At 72.2% G+C, this 22,850-nt stretch carries 21 protein-coding genes; 17 read left to right on the top strand and 4 right to left on the bottom strand.

The window, feature by feature from the left end; genetic code table 11:
- The first annotated feature begins 84 nt into the window (after positions 1 to 84).
- The 7 genes from ACZ601_RS07505 (at position 85) to ACZ601_RS07475 (ending at position 8,568) form a co-directional block, all read left to right on the top strand.
- On the top strand, positions 85 to 1,158 hold the full coding sequence (locus ACZ601_RS07505; protein WP_469534254.1) for a nitronate monooxygenase: 1,074 nt from the start codon (positions 85 to 87) through the stop codon (positions 1,156 to 1,158).
- Positions 1,155 to 1,901: a 16S rRNA (uracil(1498)-N(3))-methyltransferase gene (locus tag ACZ601_RS07500; protein WP_469534252.1), complete on the top strand. Its 747-nt coding sequence runs from the start codon at positions 1,155 to 1,157 to the stop codon at positions 1,899 to 1,901. The genes ACZ601_RS07505 and ACZ601_RS07500 overlap by 4 nt, the downstream gene beginning before the upstream one ends.
- 133 nt (positions 1,902 to 2,034) lie before the next feature.
- The gene (locus ACZ601_RS07495) at positions 2,035 to 2,541 is read left to right on the top strand and encodes a hypothetical protein (protein ID WP_469534249.1); all 507 of its coding nucleotides are present in this window, start codon (positions 2,035 to 2,037) and stop codon (positions 2,539 to 2,541) included.
- Between the two features lie 77 nt (positions 2,542 to 2,618).
- A complete protein-coding gene (locus ACZ601_RS07490) occupies positions 2,619 to 5,852 on the top strand; it encodes a S41 family peptidase (protein ID WP_469534246.1) in 3,234 nt (1,077 codons plus the stop codon).
- 403 nt (positions 5,853 to 6,255) lie between these two features.
- Positions 6,256 to 6,615 (top strand): histidine triad nucleotide-binding protein, encoded by a 360-nt coding sequence (locus ACZ601_RS07485; RefSeq protein ID WP_440578975.1) that lies wholly within the window; start codon positions 6,256 to 6,258, stop codon positions 6,613 to 6,615.
- Positions 6,616 to 6,633: 18 nt separating this feature from the next.
- Positions 6,634 to 7,542, top strand: a complete 909-nt coding sequence (locus ACZ601_RS07480; protein WP_469534243.1) for a ribonuclease Z — start codon at positions 6,634 to 6,636, stop codon at positions 7,540 to 7,542.
- A gap of 33 nt (positions 7,543 to 7,575) precedes the next feature.
- Entirely contained in the window at positions 7,576 to 8,568 is a 993-nt protein-coding gene (locus ACZ601_RS07475) for an adenosine deaminase (RefSeq protein ID WP_469534240.1), read from the top strand.
- On the opposite strand, the gene ACZ601_RS07470 is transcribed toward ACZ601_RS07475, so the two are convergent.
- Positions 8,532 to 9,881 (bottom strand): MFS transporter, encoded by a 1,350-nt coding sequence (locus ACZ601_RS07470; protein WP_440578978.1) that lies wholly within the window; start codon positions 9,879 to 9,881, stop codon positions 8,532 to 8,534. The genes ACZ601_RS07475 and ACZ601_RS07470 overlap by 37 nt on opposite strands.
- Before the next feature lie 334 nt (positions 9,882 to 10,215).
- Here ACZ601_RS07470 and ACZ601_RS07465 point away from each other — a divergent pair, with 334 nt between their 5' ends.
- From ACZ601_RS07465 to ACZ601_RS07445, 5 genes are all read left to right on the top strand, one after another.
- Positions 10,216 to 11,316, top strand: coding sequence for a carbohydrate kinase family protein (locus ACZ601_RS07465; RefSeq protein WP_469534238.1), 1,101 nt, complete (start codon positions 10,216 to 10,218; stop codon positions 11,314 to 11,316).
- Positions 11,317 to 11,449: 133 nt separating this feature from the next.
- Positions 11,450 to 12,499 carry a PhoH family protein gene (locus ACZ601_RS07460; RefSeq protein ID WP_469534235.1) on the top strand — a complete coding sequence of 350 codons (1,050 nt, stop codon included), beginning with the start codon at positions 11,450 to 11,452 and terminating at the stop codon, positions 12,497 to 12,499.
- 9 nt (positions 12,500 to 12,508) lie between these two features.
- The gene (gene ybeY, locus ACZ601_RS07455) at positions 12,509 to 13,006 is read left to right on the top strand and encodes an rRNA maturation RNase YbeY (RefSeq protein WP_073735968.1); all 498 of its coding nucleotides are present in this window, start codon (positions 12,509 to 12,511) and stop codon (positions 13,004 to 13,006) included.
- On the top strand, positions 13,003 to 14,298 hold the full coding sequence (locus ACZ601_RS07450; RefSeq protein ID WP_469534231.1) for a hemolysin family protein: 1,296 nt from the start codon (positions 13,003 to 13,005) through the stop codon (positions 14,296 to 14,298). The genes ybeY and ACZ601_RS07450 overlap by 4 nt, the downstream gene beginning before the upstream one ends.
- Positions 14,295 to 14,648, top strand: coding sequence for an MmcQ/YjbR family DNA-binding protein (locus ACZ601_RS07445; protein WP_440576096.1), 354 nt, complete (start codon positions 14,295 to 14,297; stop codon positions 14,646 to 14,648). The genes ACZ601_RS07450 and ACZ601_RS07445 overlap by 4 nt, the downstream gene beginning before the upstream one ends.
- 48 nt (positions 14,649 to 14,696) lie before the next feature.
- On the opposite strand, the gene ACZ601_RS07440 is transcribed toward ACZ601_RS07445, so the two are convergent.
- Positions 14,697 to 16,190 (bottom strand): MFS transporter, encoded by a 1,494-nt coding sequence (locus tag ACZ601_RS07440; RefSeq protein WP_469534228.1) that lies wholly within the window; start codon positions 16,188 to 16,190, stop codon positions 14,697 to 14,699.
- 95 nt (positions 16,191 to 16,285) lie between these two features.
- Here ACZ601_RS07440 and ACZ601_RS07435 point away from each other — a divergent pair, with 95 nt between their 5' ends.
- From ACZ601_RS07435 to era, 5 genes are all read left to right on the top strand, one after another.
- A complete protein-coding gene (locus tag ACZ601_RS07435) occupies positions 16,286 to 17,179 on the top strand; it encodes a helix-turn-helix transcriptional regulator (protein ID WP_469534225.1) in 894 nt (297 codons plus the stop codon).
- Between the two features lie 54 nt (positions 17,180 to 17,233).
- Entirely contained in the window at positions 17,234 to 17,587 is a 354-nt protein-coding gene (locus ACZ601_RS07430; protein WP_024491636.1) for a cytidine deaminase, read from the top strand.
- A gap of 217 nt (positions 17,588 to 17,804) precedes the next feature.
- On the top strand, positions 17,805 to 19,169 hold the full coding sequence (locus tag ACZ601_RS07425; RefSeq protein WP_469534222.1) for a WxL domain-containing protein: 1,365 nt from the start codon (positions 17,805 to 17,807) through the stop codon (positions 19,167 to 19,169).
- A gap of 137 nt (positions 19,170 to 19,306) precedes the next feature.
- Positions 19,307 to 20,260 (top strand): WxL protein peptidoglycan domain-containing protein, encoded by a 954-nt coding sequence (locus tag ACZ601_RS07420; protein WP_469534219.1) that lies wholly within the window; start codon positions 19,307 to 19,309, stop codon positions 20,258 to 20,260.
- A gap of 63 nt (positions 20,261 to 20,323) precedes the next feature.
- A complete protein-coding gene (gene era, locus ACZ601_RS07415) occupies positions 20,324 to 21,298 on the top strand; it encodes a GTPase Era (RefSeq protein WP_199884410.1) in 975 nt (324 codons plus the stop codon).
- A 35-nt stretch (positions 21,299 to 21,333) separates the two neighbouring features.
- On the opposite strand, the gene ACZ601_RS07410 is transcribed toward era, so the two are convergent.
- Positions 21,334 to 21,600, bottom strand: coding sequence for a protealysin inhibitor emfourin (locus ACZ601_RS07410; protein ID WP_440576091.1), 267 nt, complete (start codon positions 21,598 to 21,600; stop codon positions 21,334 to 21,336).
- 38 nt (positions 21,601 to 21,638) lie between these two features.
- Entirely contained in the window at positions 21,639 to 22,715 is a 1,077-nt protein-coding gene (locus ACZ601_RS07405) for a M4 family metallopeptidase (RefSeq protein ID WP_469534215.1), read from the bottom strand.
- Positions 22,716 to 22,850 lie beyond the last annotated feature (135 nt).

Here is a 22,850-nt window from a genome sequence, read left to right as displayed (position 1 = left end):
TTTCCGGGCCCGTACGGCATTGCGGACATATCGCGGCCACGGGGTGCGCATCACGGGACAGGACGGGCATGACACGATGCCGTCATGCCATCCGCGTTGACCGATCTCTGCCGGTATCCGATCGTGCAGGCCCCGATGGCGGGCGGAGTCTCCTGCCCGCAGCTCGTCGGAGCCGTGGCCGAGGCCGGCGGGCTCGGCTTCCTGGCCGCCGGGTACAAGACGGCGGACGGCATGTACAACGACGTCAAGCAGGTCCGCGGACTGACCGGCCAGCCCTTCGGCGTCAACCTCTTCATGCCGCAGCCCAACCTCGCCGACCCGAGCGCCGTCGACGTCTACCGGCACCAGCTCGCGGGCGAGGCCACCTGGTACGAGACCCCGCTCGGCGAGACCGAGTCCGACGGGGACGACGGCTACGAGGCCAAGCTCGCCATCCTGCTCGACGACCCGGTCCCGGTCGTCTCCTTCACCTTCGGCTGCCCGACCCGCGACACCCTCGACGCGTTCGCCGCCGTGGGCACGTACACCGTCGTGACGGTCACCACGCCCGAGGAGGCCCAGGCCGCGCAGTGGGCAGGCGTCGACGCGGTCTGCGCCCAGGGCGTCGAGGCGGGCGGCCACCAGTCCACCCACCGCGACGACCCGCAGGCCGACGGGATCGGCACCGGGCTGCTCAGCCTGGTGGCCCAGGTCCGCGAGACCGTGCAGATCCCGGTCATCGCGGCCGGCGGGCTGATGCGCGGCTCCCAGATCGCGGCGGTGCTCGCGGCCGGGGCCGATGCCGCGCAGCTCGGCACCGCCTTCCTGATCTGCCCGGAGTCCGGCGCCCACCTGCTGCACAAGCAGGCCCTGACCAACCCGCTGTTCGTCCGCACCACCCTGACCCGGGCCTTCTCCGGGCGCCCGGCCCGCGGTCTGGTCAACCGCTTCGTCCGCGAGCACGGGCCGTACGCCCCGGCCGCCTACCCGCAGATCCACCAGCTGACCGCACCGCTGCGCAAGGCGGCGGCCAAGGCCGGGGACGCGCAGGGCATGGCGCTGTGGGCCGGCCAGGGGCACCGGATGGCACGCGAGCTGACGGCCGGCCGGCTCGTCGCCCTGCTCGTCGGGGAACTGGACGCCGCACGGGCGGCAGTGAGCACAAGGAGCACGCAGTGACGGCACCCGTCTTCGTCGTCGAGGAGCTGCCCACCGGGCCCGGGTTCGTCCTGGACGGCCCGGAGGGACGGCACGCCGTCTCGGTCCGGCGCCTGCACGCCGGGGAGGAGGTCGTCCTGACGGACGGCCGGGGCCGCTGGACGCAAGGCGTGGTCTCCGCCGCCGAGGGTAAGGACCGGCTGGTGCTCGGCGGCCTGGAGCCGGTCCACGAGGAACCCCGGCCCGGCCTCCGTATCACCGTCGTCCAGGCCCTGCCCAAGGGCGACCGGGGCGAGCTCGCCGTCGAGACGATGACGGAGACCGGCGTCGACGCGATCGTTCCCTGGCAGGCCGGGCGCTGCATCACCCAGTGGAGGGGCGACCGGGGCCTCAAGGCGCTGGCGAAGTGGCGTGGCACCGCCCGCGAGGCCGGCAAGCAGTCGCGCCGGGTGCGGTTCCCCGAGGTGGCGGACGCGATGACGACCAAGCAGGTCGCCGCGTTTCTGGCCACCGCAGACTTCGCGGCCGTGCTGCACGAGGACCGCGGGTACCCCGGCGAACCGCTGGCCACCGCGGAGCTGCCGGAAGCGGGCGAGATCGTGCTGGTCGTCGGCCCGGAGGGCGGCGTATCGCCCGAGGAACTGGCCGCGTTCACCGCCGCCGGGGCCCGGACCTGCCGGCTCGGGCCGACCGTGCTGCGTACGTCCACGGCGGGCACGGCGGCAACCGCCCTGCTGCTCGGCCGCACCGGCCGCTGGTCATGAATCGGGCCGTTTCCCCGAACCTTGGCCGGTTCTGGCCGCAAGCGGTCTACCGCACCGTCAGGAGCGGTGGGAAGCTGCCCGTATGGGGACATCAAGGGCATGGCGCAATCGACGGATCCGACGCTTTCCGGCCGTGATCTGCCTCACCGGCACGGTCGTCGCCGGACTCTCGGCCTGCGACCCGGTCAACGGACTCGACTCCGCGTCCATCGCGGTGACGACCGATCAGACCGCCACCCGCGCGCTGGAGCACGAAGGGGTGCACGTGCAGTGGCTGAGCTGCACGGCACGGACCGGCGGCGGCGCGAGCGCCGGCTCCCGGACGGGTTCGTCCGCCCCCGCCACCAGCCGGATCGCGGACGTGGACTGCAACGGCCGCACCAAGGAGGGCAAGGACATCAGCCTCGACGGCAAGGTCGACCGCGAGGTCGAAGGCCGGTGCGTCAGCGGTGACATGACCGCGAAGGCGGCCGGGAAGACCGTCTTCCGCGCCACGATGCTCGGCAACTGCGACGCCGCGCCCTCCTCGTCCGCGCCGCCCCGGCCCCCGGCGGGCGGCAGCGCGGGCGGCAGCGGGGGAGGGGCCCGGCCGACCGTGACGGTCACGGTGACGGTGACCGAATCGCCGCAGGGCAAGTGAGTGCGCGGGACACCGACCGCGTCGGACTCCGGCCAACTCCGTTTCCCCGGCCGCGGCCTCGGCCTAGGGTGATCGCTGTGACACAGCCTTCCTACCTCCGGTATCCCCATGTCCAGGGCGAGCTGATCGCCTTCACCGCAGAGGACGACGTCTGGCTCGCGCCGCTCGACGGCGGCCGCGCCTGGCGGGTCAGCGCGGACAACCGCCCCGTGGCCCAGCCGCGGATATCTCCCGACGGCACTCTCGTCGCCTGGACGTCCACCCGGGACGGGGCGCCGGAGGTGCACCTGGCCCCCGTCGACGGCGGCCCCTCCAAGCGGCTGACCTACTGGGGCGACGCGCAGACAGCCGTGCACGGCTGGACCCCGGAGGGCGAGGTGCTGGTCCTCAGCACCCAGGGCCAGGTCTCGCTGCGCCGCACCTGGGCCCGCGCCGTACCGGTCGACGGCGGGCCCGCCCGGACCCTGCCGTACGGACCGGTCGGCTCCCTCGCCTACGGACCCGGCGGACGGATCCTGCTGCTTTCGGCCACCATGGGGCGCGAGGCCGCCAAGTGGAAGCGCTACCGGGGCGGCACGGCCGGCAAGCTGTGGATCGCCGCGCAGGAGGCGCCGGGCGAAGGGGAGCCGCAGGAGTTCGTCCGGGTCAACGAGGAGCTCGACGGCAACATCGAGTGCCCGATGTGGGTGGGCGGACGCATCGCCTTCCTCTCCGACCACGAAGGCGTCGGCGCCCTCTACTCCTCCCTGCCCGACGGCAGCGATCCGCGCCGGCACACCGGCATCGAGGGCTTCTACGCCCGGCACGCCGCCACCGACGGCACCCGGATCGCCTACGCCTCCGCCGGTGAACTCTGGCTCCTGGACAGCCTGGAGGGCGACGCCCCCCGCCGCCTCGACATCCGGCTGGGCGGCCAGCGCGCCGACCTCCAGCCGCACCCCGTGCACGCCGGCAGCCACCTGAGCGCCGCGTCCCCCGACCGCACAGGGCGGGGCAGCGCGGTCGGGTCCCGCGGAGCCGTCCACTGGGTCACCCACCGCGAGGGCCCGGCCCGCGCACTCGCCGTCGAACCCGGCGTACGGGCCAGGCTGCCCCGCACCTTCCAGGCCGACGGCGACCAGCACGTCGTCTGGGTCACCGACGCGGAGGGCGACGACGCGCTGGAGTGCGCACCCGCCACCGGCACCTCGCCCGACGCCGTACCGCGCCGCCTCGCCGCAGGCCGGATCGGCCGGGTCCTCGACCTGGCGCCCGCCCCCGACGGCAGCCGGTTCGCCGTCGCCGCCCACGACGGACGGGTACTGATCGTCGAGCGGGAGAGCGGCGAGGTCCACGAGGTCGACCGCAGCGAGCACGGCGACGCCTCCGGACTCGTCTTCTCACCCGACTCCTCCTGGCTCGCCTGGTCGCACCCCGGTCCAGAGCCGCTGAGCCAGCTCAAGCTCGCCCACCTGGCAGACCTGACGGTCGCGGAGGCGACCCCGCTGCGGTTCCGGGACTTCGCACCCGCCTTCACCCCCGACGGAAAGCACCTGGCCTTCCTCTCCGAGCGGGCCTTCGACCCGGTCTACGACTCACACGTCTTCGACCTGGCCTTCATCGGCGGCTGCCGGCCGCACCTGCTGACGCTCGCCGCGACCACCCCCTCCCCGTTCGGGCCGCAGCTGCACGGCCGCCCGACCGAGCGGGAGAAGAGCGGCGAGGGCGACGACAACCCCACCGCGCTCCCGGTCACCCGCATCGACCTGGACGGCCTCGCGGACCGGATCCTCGCCCTGCCCGTCGAGGCGGCCAGCTACTCCTCGCTGCGGGCCGCGAAGGACGGACTGCTCTGGCTGCGCCACCCGGTCGTCGGGGTCCTCGGCACGAGCGCGGCCACGCCCGACGCCCGCCGCCCCGAGACCGTGCTGGAGCGGTACGACCTGGAGAAGCTGCGCTGCGAGGAACTCGCCTCCGACGTCAACCGGTTCGCGGTCAGCGGCGACGGCAGGCGGCTGGTGCTGCACAGCCGCGGCACCCTGCGCGTCGTACCGTCCGACAGCCGGGTCGCGGCGGGCTCCGACGACGACCACGACGGCGACGGCAGCGTCACCGTCGACCTCTCCCGGATCCGCCGCACCCTGGACCCGGCCGCCGAATGGCGGCAGATGTACGAAGAGGCCGGCCGCATCATGCGGGACAACTTCTGGCGCCCCGACATGGGCGGCGTCGACTGGACCGGCGTCCTGGACCGCTACCGGCCGGTGCTGGAGCGCGTCGCCACCCACGACGACCTCATCGACCTGCTGTGGGAGGTACAGGGCGAACTCGGCACCTCCCACGCCTATGTGCGGCCGATCGGCGGCTGGCACGACGACTCGGCGCGCCAGGGACTGCTCGGCGCCGACCTCTCCCGCGCCGAGGACGGGAGCTGGCGCATCGACCGGATCCTGCCCTCAGAGACCTCCGACCCGGCCGCCCGCGCACCGCTCGCCGCACCGGGCGTCGCCGTCCGCGCGGGGGACGCCATCCTCGCGGTCGACGGCCACCCCGTGGACCGCGTCACCGGCCCCGGGCCGCTGCTCACCGGCTCGGCCGGCCACCCGGTCGAGCTGACCGTCTCCCCGGCCGGCGGCGGCGACCCGCGCCATGTCGTCGTCGTACCGATCGCGGACGAGGAGCCGCTGCGTTACCACGCGTGGGTCGCCGACCGGCGCGCATACGTCCACGAGCACTCCGGCGGGCGCCTCGGCTACGTCCACGTCCCCGACATGGCCGGCCCCGGCTGGGCCCAGATCCACCGCGACCTGCGCACAGAGGTCGCCCGCGAAGGGCTGGTGGTGGACGTCCGGGAGAACCGGGGCGGCCACATCTCGCAGCTGATCGTGGAGAAGCTGGGCCGCCGCATCGTCGGCTGGGACCTGCCCCGCGGCAGGCAGGCCCACAGCTACCCGGGCGACGCGCCGCGCGGGCCGGTCGTCGCGGTGGCGGACGAGTTCTCCGGTTCCGACGGGGACATCGTGAACGCGGCGATCAAACTGATGGGCATCGGCCCGGTGGTCGGCACCCGCACCTGGGGCGGCGTGGTCGGCATCGACAGCCGGTACCGGCTGGTGGACGGCACGCTGGTCACCCAGCCCAAGTACGCCTTCTGGATGGAGGGGTACGGCTGGGGTGTCGAGAACCACGGCGTCGATCCGGACGTCGAGGTCGTCATGACGCCGCAGGACCGGGCGGCGGGGCGGGACCCGCAGCTGGACGAGGCGATCCGGATCGCGCTGGAGTCGCTGGCCGTCACCCCGGCGAAGACGGCGCCGCGGCTGCCGTCGTGACGTGTGGGGGGCAGGGGCGGGGCGGGTCCCTGGGGCGCCGGGGCGCCTGCGGCGGGCTTGTTCCCCACCCCGCCCCTTCCCGTAACCGGGGCTCCGCCCCGCTCCCCGCGCCTCAAACGCCGGCGGGGCTGGGTGTCGGGGCTCCGCCCCGGGCCCCGCGCCTCAAACGCCGGCGAGGCTGGGTGTCGGGGCTCCGCCCCGGGCCCCGCGCCTCAAACGCCGGCGGGGCTGGGTGTTGTGCCGGTCGCGCCGGTCCGGCCCCCGTCCGCTTTCGAGCGGCGAGGTCCGAATTCAAGCCTCTCCGGCGATTGAGGAGCGGGGGTCCGGGGGCAGCGCCCCCGAAACCACCCGGCGGCCCCGCTAGGCTGCTCCCAACGGATCACCGAGACCCAAGGAGCACCACATGGCGGGAGAACCGCAGCCCGACTGCCTGTTCTGCAAGATCGTCTCGGGCGAGATCCCGGCCACCATCATCCGGGAGACCGACACCACCGTCGCCTTCCGCGACATCAACCCCCAGGCCCCCACCCACGTGCTCGTCATCCCGCGCCTCCACCACCCCGACGCCGCCTCCCTGGCCGCGGCGGAACCGCAGGTCCTCGCGGACGTGGTGCGCGAGGCCGGGCAGGTCGCCGCCGACGAGAAGATCACGGACACCGGCTACCGGGTCGTGTTCAACACCGGAGCGGGCGCCGGGCAGACCGTCTTCCACGCGCACGCCCACGTCCTGGGAGGCCGCGGCCTCCAGTGGCCCCCCGGCTAGAACGGACCACCGCACACCGTGTCCGCACGTGAACTCGTCGTCCTGGGTACCGCCAGCCAGGTCCCGACCCGGCACCGCAACCACAACGGCTACCTGCTGCGCTGGGACGGCGAGGGCCTCCTCTTCGATCCCGGCGAGGGCACCCAGCGCCAGATGCTGCGGGCCGGTGTCGCCGCGCACGACATCAACCGGATCTGCGTCACGCACTTCCACGGCGACCACTCGCTCGGCCTGGCCGGGGTGATCCAGCGGATCAACCTCGACCAGGTCCCGCACCCCGTCGCCGCCCACTACCCGGCGAGCGGACAGCACTTCTTCGACCGGCTGCGGTACGCGACCGCCTACCGCGAGTCCGTCGAGCTGGACCAGGCCCCGGTCGCCGCCGACGGACCGCTGGCCACCACGGACGCGTACACGCTCAGCGCCCACAAGCTGTCCCACCCCGTCGAGTCGTACGGCTACCGTCTCGTCGAGCCCGACAGGCGCCGCATGCTGCCCGCCCGGCTCGCGGAACACTCCATCGCCGGACCCGACGTCGGCCGGATCCAGCGCGAGGGCGCCCTCGGCGGAGTCACCCTCGACGACGTCTCCGAGCACAGGCGCGGACAGCGGTTCGCGTTCATCATGGACACCAGGCTCTGCGACGGCGTGTACGCGCTCGCCCAGGGATGCGACATGCTGGTCATCGAGTCGACCTTCCTCGACGAGGACGAACGGCTGGCCACCGACCACGGCCACCTCACCGCCGCCCAGGCGGCCCGGGTGGCGCGGGAAGCGGGCGTACGGCACCTCGTGCTCACCCACTTCTCGCAGCGCTACCCGGACCCAGGGGTCTTCGAGACCCAGGCCCGCGCCACCGGATTCGAGGGCGAACTCACCGTCGCCCGGGACCTGATCACGGTCCCGGTCCCCACGCGTCACCAGTAACAACACCAGTACCACCTGCGTTAGCGAGAAACCGTGCACCTCCCCAAAGCAGAACTCCACCTCCACATCGAAGGAACCCTCGAACCCGAGCTGGCCTTCGAGCTCGCCGCCCGCAACGGCGTGCACCTCCCGTACGCGGACACCGAAGCGCTGCGCACCGCCTACCTCTTCGACGATCTGCAGAGCTTCCTCGACCTGTACTACGCGCTGATGGCGGTGTTGCGGACCGAGGACGACTTCACCCGGCTCGCCGACGCCTACCTCGCCCGCGCCGCGGCGCAGGGTGTGCGGCACGCGGAGATCTTCTTCGACCCGCAGGCGCACACCGCCCGCGGCGTCCCGATCGGCGCGGTCGTCGAGGGACTCGGCCGGGCGCTGGAGCACGGCGAGGAGAAGCACGGCATCTCCACCCAGCTGATCATGTGCTTCCTGCGCGACCGGTCCGCCGAGTCGGCGCTGGAGACCCTGGAGGCCGCGAAGCCGCACCTGCACCGCATCAGCGCGATCGGCCTGGACTCCGCGGAGGTCGGCCACCCGCCCGCCAAGTTCCGCGAGGTGTACGCCGCCGCGGAGGCGCTCGGGCTGCGCAAGGTCGCGCACGCCGGCGAGGAGGGGCCGCCCGCCTACATCCGGGAGGCGCTCGACGTACTCGGCGTGGAGCGCATCGACCACGGGCTGCGCTGCATGGAGGACCCGGAGCTGGTGGAGCGGCTGGTCGCGGACCGGGTACCGCTCACCCTCTGCCCGCTGTCCAACGTACGGCTGCGGGCCATCGACACCCTGGAGGAGCACCCGCTGCGGGCCATGATGGACGCCGGGCTGCTCTGCACGGTGAACTCCGACGACCCCGCCTACTTCGGCGGGTACGTCGGGGACACCTTCCACGCCGTCCACGAGGCGCTGGGCCTGGACCGCGAACAACTGCGCACCCTGGCACGCAACTCCTTCGAGGCGGCCTTCCTCGACCACGACGAGGAGCGCCGGGCGCGCTACCTGTCCGAGGTCGAGGCGTACGCGTTCGACTGACCGGCCGGGCCGGCCGTCCGGAACGCACTCCTGACCAGTCGCCTGCGGCGCAGCTCGGGCAGGTTGAGTTCCGTGATGGCCTGCTCGGGCGCGCCGAGCCTGGGCACGGCGCCCGGCACCGCGCCGGTGGTGACGGCGAGCAGGGCCGCCGGAGCACCGCCCCTGCGGCGCACGGAACCCGGTACCAGCGGACGGCCACCGGTGTGCAGGGCGACGGCCGTCACCGGGACCGCGACCAGCAGGGTCACGGCCCCCAGGACCAGCCCCATCACCGGATAGCCGGATGCCTCGGACAGCACGCTGCCCAGCAGCGGCCCACAGGCCACGCCCACCGAGGAGGCCGAGCCCGCGAGGACCGCCCAGCGGCCGCGTACGTCCAGTGACGCGGCCAGACCGATCAGGTAGGACAGGACCACCGGGTAGAAGGTGTTCCACACGATCTCGCCGGTCGCGAACGAGCGGAGGCCGTTCGCGGAGGAGCTGACCACGATCATCGCCGCGATGATCACGGTGCCCAGCCCGATCGGGACCGCGCGTCCGAGCCGTGCGCCCAGCAGCCCGGCGCCCATCACACCGAGCAGCCCGGCGCCGAGCGCGGCGGCGAAGACCGCTCCTATGGAGACTTCGGAGAGCCCGACCTGCACTATCCCGATGCGGCTGCTGACGCCCCACAGCGCGTTCTGCGCCATCGACCAGATGAGCATGCCGCCCGCCAGTACCAGTCCGGAGCGGCGGTGCGGCAGCCGGCCGGCGGCGGGGACGGCGGGACCCGCGGGCACCGCGCCGCCCAGCCGGGACGTGGCGGGCCAGACGAGGAGCGCGGCCAGGGCGATCGAGGCGAACGGCAGCCGGTGCCCGCCGCCCAGGTGAGGGATCGTCAGGTAGAGCACGCCGGCGGTCGCCGAGACGCTGAGCAGCCCCAGGGACGAGGTCCGGTGCGGATCGCGCTGCGCGGCGATGCCCGCCGCGGCGACCGCGGTCGCCGCACCGGAGCCGAAGCCGCCGACGACCACGCCCATGACCACCAGCGGTACCGAACTCGCCAGCGCCGCGCAGCCGTAGCCGAGCGCGGCCAGCGTCAGTCCGATCCGCGCGGGTCCGCGCGGCCCGTACGTCTCGACCCGGCCCGCCAGGCAGAACCCGGCACAGGCCGAACTCAGCAGCAGAGCACTGCCGACCAGACCGCCCTGGGCCGGGCTGAGGCCCAGATAGACGGAGAGCCTCCCCACGATGGTGGGGAGCAGATATGAGGCGAGGTAGCCGGCGGTGAACACGGCGACCAGCGGCCACGCGGCGCGAGGGCGCGAGGACATGGGCGTTCCTGAAGACATGCCAGAAGAGGCGGGAGAAGACAGAGAGGGGGTAAGGCGAAAACGCAGAAAGTGAAGGAAATGCGAAGAAGTCGACGCACTCGTCGGAAAACGCCTCCAACGGTGCTCGCGGGCCAATTTGTATCAAGCGCCCCCGCCCGACCGAAAGTCGCCTCGCTGTGATCTGAGCCACTTATGTGTTTGTCATGCTTATATGCGGGTAGCTACGCATGTTTATGCAGGTCAGGCTCTGTGTGAACAGACTCGGCGTGGACCCCCCGAACGGCGGAGTGCATCGGGCACACTGGCCGGAACTGCCACGACCGGGGAGTGCAAGGTGAGCACTGGGATGCCAGGAATCGACCCACTGGACGGACTGCGCGCACCGCAGGACCCGGACTGCGACGTCTTCCTCACCGGCACGGTCTTCCTCGACATCATCTTCACCGGCCTGGACAGCGCCCCCGTGCGCGGCACCGAGTCCTGGGCGCGCGGCATGGGCTCCAGCCCCGGTGGGGTCGCCAACATGGCCACCGCCCTGGCCCGGCTCGGCCTGCACACCTCACTGGCCGCGGCCTTCGGCGACGACCACTACGGCGAGTACTGCTGGGACGCCCTGGAGCAGGGCGAGGGCATCGACCTCTCGATGTCGCACACCGTGCGCGGCTGGCACTCCCCGGTGACCGTCTCCATGGCGTACGAGGGCGAGCGGACGATGGTCTCCCACGGCCACGAGGCCCCGCCGCCCGCCGCGCCAGGACCGGCCGCCCCCTTCCCCCAGTGCCCGCCCCGGGCCCGCGCCGCCGTCGCCTCGCTCGTCCCGGGCCGCAGCGAGCCGTGGGTGGCGTCGGCAGCCCGCAGCGGCGCCATGGTCTTCGCGGACGTCGGCTGGGACGAGACCGGCCGCTGGGACCTGGCGGGGCTGACGGACCTGGCACACTGCCAGGCCTTCCTGCCCAACGCGCAGGAGGCCATGCGCTACACCCGTACCGACTGCCCCCGCGCCGCCGCGCACGCCCTCGCGGAGCACGTACCGCTCGCCGTCGTCACCCTCGGTGCGGAGGGCGCCTACGCGGTCGACTCGGCCACCGGTACCGCCGCCGAGGTCCCCGCGATCGCGGTCGAGGCGCTCGACCCGACCGGCGCGGGCGACGTCTTCGTCGCCGGGTTCGTCACCGGCACCCTGGCCAACTGGCCGCTCGCCGACCGGCTCGCCTTCGCCGGACTCACCGCCGCCCTCTCCGTCCAGGAGTTCGGCGGCTCGCTCTCCGCCCCTGGCTGGGCGGAGATCGCAGCCTGGTGGCAGCAGGTCCGCACCTGTGCGGGGCAGGACCCGGCGGCGCTCCAGCGGTACGCGTTCCTCCAGGACCTGCTCCCGGCCACGGCCCGCCACTGGCCGCTGCGCAGGGCCGTTCCGACGATCGGCTTCCGGCCGTGACCGGCCGGGCCGCGCCCCGCCCGGGAAAACCTCTCGGTGTTGTCAGTACAGAGTCGTAGGCTTGGTACTCCAGAGGTTGTCGAGCAGCGAGAACCCTGCAACGGGAGGTATGCGCAGGCCCGAGGGCCGGCCCATGACTCAGACACCAACACAGCCGCAGGCGCGTGCCCACATCAAAATCCCGGCCGCACACCCCATGGTGATGCTCCTGGGATCGGGTGACTCGCTGCTGCGCGTGATCGAAGCGGCGTTCCCGGAAGCCGATATCCACGTCCGGGGCAATGAGATAAGCGCGACGGGGAACACGGCGGAAATCGCCCTGATCCAGCGCCTGTTCGACGAGATGGTGCTGGTGCTCCGCACCGGTCAGCCGATGACGGAGGACGCTGTGGAACGTTCGATCGCGATGCTCAGGGCCACCGACAACGGCCAGGCGGACGGCGCGGAGACCCCGGCAGAGGTGCTCACCCAGAACATCCTCTCCAGCCGCGGCCGCACGATCCGCCCGAAGACCCTGAACCAGAAGCGGTACGTCGACGCGATCGACAAGCACACGATCGTGTTCGGCATCGGCCCCGCCGGTACCGGCAAGACCTACCTCGCCATGGCCAAGGCGGTCCAGGCCCTGCAGTCCAAGCAGGTCAGCCGGATCATCCTGACCCGGCCTGCGGTCGAGGCGGGCGAGCGGCTCGGCTTCCTGCCCGGCACCCTCTTCGACAAGATCGACCCGTATCTGCGCCCGCTCTACGACGCGCTGCACGACATGCTCGACCCCGACTCGATCCCGCGGCTGATGGCGGCGGGCACGATCGAGGTCGCGCCGCTGGCCTACATGCGGGGCAGGACCCTGAATGACGCCTTCATCATCCTGGACGAGGCGCAGAACACCAGCGCCGAGCAGATGAAGATGTTCCTCACCCGGCTCGGCTTCGACTCGAAGATCGTCGTCACCGGTGACGTCACCCAGGTCGACCTGCCGAACGGGACCAAGAGCGGTCTGCGCCAGGTGCAGGACATCCTGGAGGGCATCGACGACGTGCACTTCTCCCGGCTCACGTCCCAGGATGTCGTCCGGCACAAGCTGGTCGGCCGTATCGTCGACGCGTACGAGAAGTACGACAGCCAAGGCGAGCAGCACGGCCAGGCCGGCAAGGGCCAGGGCCGTCACAACGGGAAGCAGTAGCAGCGCACCATGTCGATCGACGTCAACAACGAGTCCGGAACCGAGGTCGACGAGCAGGCGATCCTCGACATCGCCCGCTACGCACTCGCCCGGATGCGGATCCACCCGCTCTCCGAGCTCTCGGTGATCGTGGTGGACACCGACGCCATGGAACAGCTCCACATCCAGTGGATGGACCTGACGGGTCCGACCGATGTCATGTCCTTCCCGATGGACGAGCTGCGTCCGCCGGCCAAGGACGAGGAGGAGCCCCCGCAAGGGCTCCTCGGCGACATCGTGCTCTGCCCGGAGGTCGCCAAGAAGCAGGGCGAGGACGCCGAGACGCAGCACTCCATGGACGAGGAGCTCCAGCTCCTCACCGTGCACGGAGTGCTGCACCTGCTCGGTTACGACCACGAGGAGCCGGACGAGAAGGCCGAGATGTTCGGCCTCCAGGCGGCGATCGTGGACGGCTGGCGCGGTGAGCGCGGTATGACCGGCCCGTCGCCCGCCCCCACCGTCTCGTGAGCCTGCCGCTCGTCCTCGGCGTTGTCCTGCTGGTCGTCGCCGGCTGGCTGGCGGCGTGTGCCGAGGCCGGTATCGCGCGTACGTCCAGCTTCCGGGCGGCCGAGGCGGTCCGCTCGGGCCGGCGCGGCGGCGACAAGCTGGAACAGGTCGCGGCCGACCCCACCCGCTATCTCAATGTCGCCCTGCTGGTGCGGGTCGCCTGCGAGATGGCCGCCGGAGTGCTGGTCACCTACGCCTGTCTCAAGGAACTCCCGGAGACCTGGGAGGCGCTGGCCGTCGCCATGGGCGTCATGGTCCTCGTCTCCTACGTGGCCATCGGGGTCTCGCCGCGCACCATCGGCCGCCAGCACCCGCTGAACACCGCCACGGCGGCCGCGTACGTACTGCTGCCGCTGGCCAGGATCATGGGCCCGATCCCGCAGCTGCTGATCCTCCTCGGCAACGCGCTGACGCCGGGCAAGGGGTTCCGCAAGGGCCCGTTCGCCAGCGAGGCGGAACTGCGGGCCATGGTCGACCTCGCGGAGCAGGAGTCGCTGATCGAGGACGAGGAGCGCCGCATGGTGCACTCCGTCTTCGAGCTCGGTGACACGCTCGTCCGCGAGGTGATGGTGCCGCGCACCGACCTGGTCTGCATCGAGCGCTACAAGACGATCCGGCAGGCGCTCACCCTCGCGCTGCGCTCCGGCTTCTCGCGGATCCCGGTCACCGGGGAGAACGAGGACGACATCGTCGGGATCGTCTACCTCAAGGACCTGGTCCGCAAGACGCACATCAACCGGGAGTCGGAGGCCGATCTGGTCTCCACCGCGATGCGCCCGGCGGCGTTCGTGCCCGACACGAAGAACGCCGGGGACCTGCTGCGCGAGATGCAGCAGGACCGCAGCCACGTCGCCGTCGTGATCGACGAGTACGGCGGCACGGCGGGCATCGTCACCATCGAGGACATCCTGGAGGAGATCGTCGGCGAGATCACCGACGAGTACGACCGCGAACTCCCGCCGGTCCAGGAGCTGGAGAAGGGCTGCTTCCGGGTCACCGCACGCCTGGACATCGGGGACCTCGGTGAGCTGTTCGGCCTCGACGAGTACGACGACGAGGACGTGGAGACGGTCGGCGGGCTGCTCGCGAAGGCGCTGGGCCGGGTCCCGATCGCCGGCGCGTCCTCGGAGGTGGAGCTGCCCGACGGGCGACGGCTGCGACTCACCGCCGAGTCCCCGGCGGGCCGCCGGAACAAGATCGTCACGGTGCTGGTGGAGCCGCTGGCTCCGCCGGAGGAGGAGGCGGCCGCATGACTCCCAAGGAGCTGAGGGCGTTCTGCCTGGAGTTCAACGCGAGCACCGAGGAGTTCCCGTTCGGGCCGGAGGCGTCCGTCTTCAAGGTGCTCGGCAAGATGTTCGCGCTGAGCGCGCTGGACGGGCGGCCGCTGACGGTGAACCTCAAGTGCGACCCCGACGACGCGGTGCGGCTCCGGGAGAAGTACGAGGCCGTGGCGCCGGGGTGGCACATGAACAAGCGGCACTGGAACACCGTGACGGTGTCGGGGCTGCCGGCGGCGAAGCTGCGTGAGCTGATCGAGGACAGTTACGACCTGGTGGTGGCGGGGCTGCCCCGGGCGGAGCGGTTGCGGCTGGACCGGGGGTAGGTGGTGGTCCAGGTGGGTTCGGGGGCTCCGCCCCCGGGCCCCCGCTCCTCAATCGCCGGAGGGGCTTGATTTTGCCGCAGCCGGGCTTGATTCTGCCGCGGCGGGGCTTGGTTTTGCCCCGGCGGGGCTGGAGACGGTTCTCAGGCCCGTTGCCACCACTCCCGCCGCGACGATCAGCAGGGCCGCGGCCACCGCGACCACGGTCCTGACTCCGTCGTACAGCGAGCTGTCGGCCGTCGCGATCACGCCGAGCAGCGGGATGCCGACCGTGAGGCCCACCTGCTGGGTGGTGGTGACGAGACCCGTCGCCAGGCCCTGCTCCTCGTTCGGCACGCCGGAGGTGACGGTCAGCCCGTACGCGATGATCGCGCCCAGGTGGCAGACGCTGGCCAGCGAGACCGCGGCGGTCGCCAGCCAGACGCCCGAGTCCGCGCCGAGGCCCAGCAGCGCCGCGATGAACAGTCCCTGGCCGAGCAGCGAGAAGGACAGGGTCCGCCGGGCGCCGATCCGGCCGATCACCTTCGGGGCGTACACCCCGGCCGCCACAGAGGCGAGGCCCTGCACCCCGAAGACCAGCCCGGTCCCGAACGCGGACAGGCTCAGCACCTCCTGGAGGTACAGGGTCAGGACGAAGACGACGGTGGTCATCATCGAGAAGGTGAGCAGCCCGCCCAGGTTGCCGAAGGCCACCGTGCGGCGGCGCATCATCGGCAGCGAGACCAGCGGGGTCCTCGCACGCGACTCGACGGCCGCGAAGGCGATGAGCAGCGCGACCCCGAGGACGAGGGCGATCTGTACGTCCCCGCGCCCGAAGCCGTGCTCGGCCGCCGTGGAGAGGGCGTAGATCAGGGCGAGGAGCCCGCCGGTGACCGTGGCGGCACCGGGGATGTCGAGCCTCGGCCGGTCCGGTGTGCGGGACTCCGTGAGCAGTGCGGGGGCCGTCGCGAGCACCGCCACCGCGGCCACCGTCAGCAGCCCCATCGTGGAGCGCCAGCCCAGGGTGTCGGTGAGCGTCCCGCCGGCCACCATGCCGACGGTGAAGCCGAGGGAGAGCAGCGTGCCGCTGATGCCGAGCGCGCGGTCGCGCAGCGGACCCTCCGGGAACGTCGTGGTGAGCAGGGACATCCCGGTCGGCACGATCACCGCGGCGCCGAGCCCCTGGAGCGCCCGCCCGGTGAGGAACGCGGCCGGGTTCCAGGCGAGGGTGGCCAGCAGTGACGCGGCCCCGAAGACGGCGAGGCCGGCGAGGAACATCCGGCGGCGCCCGTAGAGGTCCGCGATCCGGCCGAAGAGGAGCAGGAATCCGCCGGACGGCAGCGCGAACGCCGTGATCGCCCACTGCAGACCGGACCGGCTGAGGCCGAGGTCGTCACCGAGGACGGGCAGCGCCACGTTCAGTACCGAAAAGTCGAGCGACACCATGAACTGGGCGGCGCACAGAACGAGGAGCACCAGCCGGGCCCGGCCGGTGAGCCGGTCCGGGGCAGGGGGTGCGGGAGGGGTGAGAGCTTCTTGAGCCGGGGGATGGATCGCCATGTCCATGAGCCTGCGGCCACCGGAATATCCGTGGGGAGCGGGAACTTATCCTGTTGGCCGCACCACCAGGCAGGCGCGGGCCCGGACACCAGGGGGAGTACGTGGGCACACCGGCCCGGATCGCGGCGGACGCGGGCAAGGCGCACCGGCTCGGCGAGCTGCGGGAATTCCTGATGAGCAGGCGGGCGCGGGTCACCCCGTCGGAGGCTGGTCTTCCCGACGGAGGCGCCCGGCGGCGCACTCCGGGGCTGCGCCGCGAGGAGGTCGCCGTCCTCGCCGGGGTGGGCGTCTCCTGGTACCAGTGGCTGGAGCAGGGCCGGGACATCACCGTGTCGCCGCAGGTGCTGGACGCGGTGGCCCGGGTGCTGCGGCTCAGCAGCGCCGAACGCCGCCACCTCTACGTGCTCGCCGGGCTCAACCCGCCCGCCGCTCAGGTCGATCCGGCCCACGCGGACATGTGCGACGGCCTGCGGCGGCTGCTGGACCGCTGGATGCCCTTCCCCGCGCACATCATGGACGCCTACTGGAACGTCATCCTGTACAACGACGCGGCCGCGACGGTGATGGGGATGGGGCCGGGCCGGACGCAGAACTGCGTGATCGACTTCTTCACCGACCCGGTCCACCGCGCCCGGCGCAAGGACTGGAACGAGATCGCGGCCCAGGTCGTCGCCCAGTTCCGGGCCGCCTGCTCGGAATGCCCCGACGACGAGGGATTCCGGGCGATCGTGGCCGAGGCGCGGGAGCGCAGCCCCGAGTTCGCCGAGCTCTGGGAGCGGCGGGACATCGCGCCCGGCGGCCAGATGCGCAAGGAGCTGAACCACCCGGTGGTGGGCACCCTGGTCGTGGAGGCCACCCAGCTGCGCATCCCGGCCCGCCCGGACCTGGTGATCGTGCTGCACAACCCGTGGCCGGGCACCGGCACGGAGGAGAAGTTCCGCCTGCTGGCCTCCCCGGAGGGGCGCCGGGGCATGATGCGCCAGGTCCAGGGATGAGACGGCCGGGCGCCCGGATGCCGCGCGGGTCCGCACGGTTCGTATGCTCGGCACATGAGCGATAGCACCGACCTCGGCGCCGAGGACCGCAAGATCGTCACGCTGGCGCGCAGCGCCCGCGCCCGCAACGGGGTGCCTGAGGGCGCGGCCGTACGGGACGAGACCGGACGTACGTATGTGGCGGGCACGGTGGAGCTGGAGTCGCTGCGCCTGAGCGCGCTGCGGACGGCCGTCGCCATGGCCGTGGCGAGCGGCGCCACCTCGCTGGAGGCGGCCGCGGTCGTCTCGGAGGCCGAGACGCCTTCGCCGGAGGACCGAGCGGCCGTACGGGACCTGGGAGGGGCGGACACCCCGGTGCTGCTCGCCGGTCCCGACGGGGTGCTGCGGCTCACCGTGACGGCGGGCTGACCTTCGCGGGACCGGCACATCGTGTGCGAACGCCCGGCGCCCCATCGGTGCCGGGCGTTCGCACACGATGTGCGGGAAGCATGGATCTTGACAGTATCTGATGGACCATCAGTCAGCGCATTTCGCTTCCATTGACTTCTTTTCGGCCGGAGTCATCAATGGCCCCCTGCCGGCGCGGAAGAGCCGCCGCGCCGCACATTCCGCAGGAGGGGGCTCCATGAGTCCAGCCGTTCGAAGATCCGACAGCCCGGGAACGCGGCGTCGAAGCCGCCGCTGGGCCGCCGCGCTCGGGGTGGGCGCGCTCGTCGTCACCGGGGGAGGGCTGCTCGCCGGACCTGCCCAGGCCATGGCGGCGGCGTCCGTAGCGGTGGACTTCCCGACCCACTGCATCCCGCCCGCGATCGCCGGGATCCCGCCGATCGACGGGACGACGTCGGCGCAGATCAGCGTCGACAACGCGGCCCCGAAGGTCGGCGACACGGTCACGGTGACGTACACCGTCGTCAAACCGGCCGCGAGCAACCCGGTCGATCTGGCGCTGCCCGCCGACATCATGACGCCGACCGGCAAGGTCACCGTCGCCGGGGCGCAGTCCGCCGACATCACGGTGGCGGGTCCGAAGAAGAACGATCCGGTGCCCGGCAAGGGCGAGTTCCCGTCGTTCTCCATGACCGGCACGTTCACGGTCACCGCGCCCGGCGAGATCACCCTCTCGCCCGGCGACTACAACATCCACACCAGCTACATCATGGAGCTGGACACCCCCTGCACGGTCACGGATCCGCCCGCGCCCGTCTCCCAGACGGTCATCGCGACGGACGGCGGCGGCCAGGTCAACGAGCGCGCCATCCAACTCGGTGCGGCCTCCGGCGCGGCCGGTGACCAGGTCGGCGTGGTCGGTTCGAAGTTCACCGCGGGCGCCTCCGTCACCCTCGCCAGCCGGGCCGGGGACGCCCAGACCGGTGACACCGCGACGGCCACCGCGGACGGTTCGGGCGGCTTCACCGGGCAGCTCACCGTCAACGATCCGGCGACCACCGCGATCGTCGCCTACGAGGGCGCCGCCTGGGACGCCGCCAAGGGTGCGGGCCCCCAGGCCTACACCGTCACCGGCGGCGGGGAGACCCCGGACGGCAGCCAGAAGCTGACCTCGACCGTCAAGGCGGGCACGCTCTCCATGTCGCAGGCCGGGGACTCCGTCGCCCTCTCGGCGGTCGACTTCGGCAAGGGCGGCGCCTCCACCGGCGCCCTGCGGACGGTGACGGTCAAGGACTTCCGCGGCGGCCCCGCGGGCTGGTCGCTGACCGGCAAGGTCACCGACTTCAAGGGACCGGCCGGTGCCACGATCGGCGCCTCCGCGCTCGGCTGGAGCCCGGCCTGTGCGACGAAGGCCGGCAGCCCGAGCACCTGCGCGGCGGGTTCACAGGGTCCGGTCGGCAGCGCGGGAGCCACCCTGGCCGCCACGCCGAACGGCGCCTTCACCGGAGGCGAGTTCACCGTCGACGCCGGACTGTCGCTGGACGTGCCGGCGTACGCGGCCGCCGGCACCTACTCCGGAGTGCTCACCCTCACCCTGACGTGAGCCGGGAGCCCGTGACTCCGTGAGCTCGCGACTCCACGGGCTCGTGAGCAGCTGAGCACTGATCAACCCGGTGGGCCGGGCGCGCACCCGGCCGGTCCACCCACCCCGCCAACGCGTGCACCCTGGGGGCCCGCACCGTGCGCAAGCTGTCCGTACTCCTGTCGTCCCTGCTGTCCGCAGCACTGCTCCTGCTGGGCGCGCCCGTGGCGGGCGCCGCCGACAACGGCAGCTGGTCGGTCTTCCCGGCCACCACCGCCACCGGCACCCGGCCGTACTTCTACCTCTCGGCCGACCCCGGAGCCACCCTCACCGACAAGGTGACCGTCAAGAACAAGACCGCCGCCCCGCTGACCTTCCGGCTGTACGCGGCCGACGCGTACAACACCGAACGCGACGGCGGATTCGCGGTCCGCGCGCGGAACGAGAAGCAGCGCTCCGTCGGCGCCTGGGCCACGACCGGCCGCGACCGGATCACCGTGAAACCGCACGGCTCGGTCACCGTGCCCGTCACGATCAAGGTCCCCGAGGACGCCGAACCGGGCGACCACCCCGGCGCCCTCGTCGCGCTGGACGAACGCGTCGACCCCGCAGAGGCTGGCGCGGTGGCCGTCGGCATCCAGAAGGCCGTCGGCGCCCGGATCTACCTGCGGGTCAACGGCCCGACGATGCCCGCGCTCTCCGTCGACGACATCAGGGTCGAGCACACCCAGCCGCTCGTCCCGGGCACCGGAAAGTCCCGCGCCGTCATCTCGTACACGCTCCACAACCGGGGCAACGTCACCCTCAGCCCCAAGGTCGCGCTCAAGGCGGAGGGGCTCTTCGGCCGCACCCTGCTCGCCCGCGACCTCAAACGGATCCCGTCCGAGCTGCTGCCCCGCCAGGAGGTCCGGCTCACCGAGGAGTGGAAGGGCGCGCCGCAGCTGGAGTGGGGCGAGGTCAAGCTGACCGCCAGCGCCCGCGACACCCGCGAGTCCGCCGCCGCCGGGTACTTCGCGCTGCCCTGGCTGGTCGCCGGGGTGCTCCTGGCGCTGCTCGCCGGGGGCGCGGGGCTGTGGATCCGGGCCCGCCGGAGCCGTCGCCGGACCGCCTGAGACGAGCGACCCGGCGACGCCGCCGGCCGCCTTGGTGCGGCAGTGCCGCCGGGATCGGGGACAATGGGCGCCATGAGCGCTCGACCTAACCCAGAAGCTGCTGCGCAGCAGGCTGAGAACACCGCCCCGCACCGGGCCGGCTTCGCCTGCTTCGTGGGCCGTCCCAACGCGGGCAAGTCCACCCTTACGAACGCTCTGGTCGGCCAGAAGGTGGCGATCACGTCCAACCGGCCCCAGACCACCAGGCACACGGTCCGCGGCATCGTGCACCGGCCGGACGCGCAGCTGATCCTGGTCGACACCCCCGGCCTCCACAAGCCGCGCACCCTGCTCGGCGAGCGTCTCAACGACGTCGTACGCACCACCTGGGCCGAGGTCGACGTCATCGGCTTCTGCCTGCCCGCCGACCAGAAGCTCGGCCCCGGCGACAAGTACATCGTCAAGGAACTCGCGGGCATCAAGAAGACGCCCAAGATCGCGATCATCACCAAGTCCGACCTGGTCGAGTCCAAGCAGCTGGCCGAACAGCTGCTGGCCGTCTCCCGCCTCGGCGAGGAGCTCGGCTTCGAGTGGGCGGAGATCATCCCGGTCTCGGCCGTCAAGGACGACCAGGTCGGCCTGCTGGCCGACCTGATCGCCCCGCTGCTCCCCGAGAGCCCGCCGCTCTACCCGGAGGGCGACCTCACGGACGAGCCCGAGATGGTCATGGTCGCGGAGCTGATCCGGGAGGCCGCGCTCGAAGGCGTACGCGACGAGCTGCCGCATTCCATCGCGGTCGTCGTCGAGGAGATGCTGCCGCGCGAGGACCGGCCGGCGGACAAGCCGCTGCTCGACATCCACGCCAATGTCTACATCGAGCGGCCCAGCCAGAAGGGCATCATCATCGGCCCGAAGGGCCAGCGGCTCAAGGACGTGGGCACCAAGTCCCGCAAGCACATCGAGGCCCTGCTCGGCACGCCGGTCTTCCTGGACCTCCACGTGAAGGTCGCCAAGGACTGGCAGCGCGACCCGAAGCAGCTGCGCAAGCTGGGGTTCTGAGCCTCCGCGGTTTCTTCAGCAGCACGCCGCCGGTCTCACGCGCCCTCCTTCAGGACGCGTGAGACCAGTGCGCGCTGGGCGTCGGTCAGCCGGGGGTCCGCGCAGTGCACCGTCCGGTCGCCGACCGTGATCCGGTAGCCGAAGCCGTCCGGAACGCCGGCCGGCGGGGTGTCCCGGCCGGCGGCGAGCGCCGATTCGGCCAGGGCCTCCCATTCGCGGGCGTCGGCCAGCCCGGAGGTGTCGATCTCGCGGTGGCGTGCGATACCGGCGAAGCCGCCGGTCCTGCTCACCTTGATCCGCATACGGTGTCCTTCCCCTGCGGACGCGCCCTGGTTGCTGCCTACGCGGTCGGTACGCCCACCTCCGACCAGGCCTTGAGAACCGCCTCCACCTCGTCGCCCGCACCGAAGCGGCTGCGTGCCGCCGCGACGGTCAGCCGGGCGAAGGCCGCGAAGTCGGCGTCCACCGCCAGTTCACCACCGGTGAGCACATCGAACCAGAGCTGTCCGGCCTTCTCCCAGGAACTGCCGCCGAGCGCGGTCGCCAGCAGGTAGAACGCCCGGTTGGGGATGCCGGAGTTGAGGTGGACACCGCCGTTGTCGTCGCCGGTGCGGATGTAGTCGTCCATGGACGCGGGCTGCGGGTCCTTGCCGAGCACATCGTCGTCGTACGCGGTGCCGGGCGCCTTCATCGAGCGCAGTGCCACCCCCTGGACGCGCGGCGCCAGCAGGCCCGCGCCGATCAGCCAGTCGGCCTGCTCCGCGGTCTGGCCCAGCGAGTACTGCTTGACCAGGGAGCCGAACACGTCGGAGACGGACTCGTTGAGCGCGCCGGACTGGCCGTAGTAGCTCAGGTTGGCCGTGTACTGGGTCAGGCCGTGCGCCAGTTCGTGGGCGATGACGTCGATGGCGACGGTGAAGTCGAGGAAGATCTCCCCGTCCCCGTCGCCGAACACCATCTGCTCGCCGTCGAAGAAGGCGTTGTTGTACTTCTCGTCGTAGTGCACGGAGCCGATCAGCGGCAGCCCGTTGCCGTCGATCGAACGCCGCCCATAGGCCTTGAGCAGCAGTTCGAAGGTGGCGCCGAGACCCGCGTACGCGCGGTTGACGCTGGCGTCGGAGGTGGGGTCCTCGCCCTCGGCGCGGACCTTGGTGCCGGGCAGCTCGGTGCCGTGCCGGCAGTCGTAGAGGGTGCGGTCGGGCTTGCCGGAGCGCTCGTCCTCCGGGGCGGGGGCGACGCGGGCCGGGACGGGGGTCGTCACCTGGCGGCGGGTGCGCCGGGCGGCGTCGGCCTCCAGGGTGCGGCGGGCCGGGTCCGCCAGGACGGGATCGTCGGACTGGGACAGCTTGTCGAGGACGTGGGGCGGCACGATGGTGCAGAAGACGGGCTGGGACCTGTGCTGAGTTCGAGGCTGCATGCACTCGACTGTGGCAGCGCGTGATCGCTGTGTCACTGGTTGCCACCAGGATTGACGAATTAGAGTGATCAGTCACTGTTTAACCGTTACCGGCCTCCGGTCCCGCATACTGATACGGCACAGACGTCTCGGGCG

The sequence above is a fragment of the Streptomyces sp. NPDC104307 genome (assembly GCF_055584045.1).
Note: the sequence above shows the minus strand (reverse complement) of the source record. Positions and strands in the feature narration are given on the sequence as shown.

Coding starts and splice junctions, on each gene's coding strand:
- ACZ601_RS07505 (WP_469534254.1), top strand. CDS start 85: ATGCCATCCGCGTTGACCGATCTCTGCCGGTATCCGATCGTGCAGGCC.
- ACZ601_RS07485 (WP_440578975.1), top strand. CDS start 6,256: ATGGCGGGAGAACCGCAGCCCGACTGCCTGTTCTGCAAGATCGTCTCG.
- ACZ601_RS07470 (WP_440578978.1), bottom strand. CDS start 9,881: ATGTCCTCGCGCCCTCGCGCCGCGTGGCCGCTGGTCGCCGTGTTCACC.
- ACZ601_RS07460 (WP_469534235.1), top strand. CDS start 11,450: ATGACTCAGACACCAACACAGCCGCAGGCGCGTGCCCACATCAAAATC.
- ybeY (WP_073735968.1), top strand. CDS start 12,509: ATGTCGATCGACGTCAACAACGAGTCCGGAACCGAGGTCGACGAGCAG.
- ACZ601_RS07445 (WP_440576096.1), top strand. CDS start 14,295: ATGACTCCCAAGGAGCTGAGGGCGTTCTGCCTGGAGTTCAACGCGAGC.
- ACZ601_RS07440 (WP_469534228.1), bottom strand. CDS start 16,190: ATGGACATGGCGATCCATCCCCCGGCTCAAGAAGCTCTCACCCCTCCC.
- ACZ601_RS07430 (WP_024491636.1), top strand. CDS start 17,234: ATGAGCGATAGCACCGACCTCGGCGCCGAGGACCGCAAGATCGTCACG.
- ACZ601_RS07425 (WP_469534222.1), top strand. CDS start 17,805: ATGAGTCCAGCCGTTCGAAGATCCGACAGCCCGGGAACGCGGCGTCGA.
- era (WP_199884410.1), top strand. CDS start 20,324: ATGGGCGCCATGAGCGCTCGACCTAACCCAGAAGCTGCTGCGCAGCAG.
- ACZ601_RS07410 (WP_440576091.1), bottom strand. CDS start 21,600: ATGCGGATCAAGGTGAGCAGGACCGGCGGCTTCGCCGGTATCGCACGC.
- ACZ601_RS07405 (WP_469534215.1), bottom strand. CDS start 22,715: ATGCAGCCTCGAACTCAGCACAGGTCCCAGCCCGTCTTCTGCACCATC.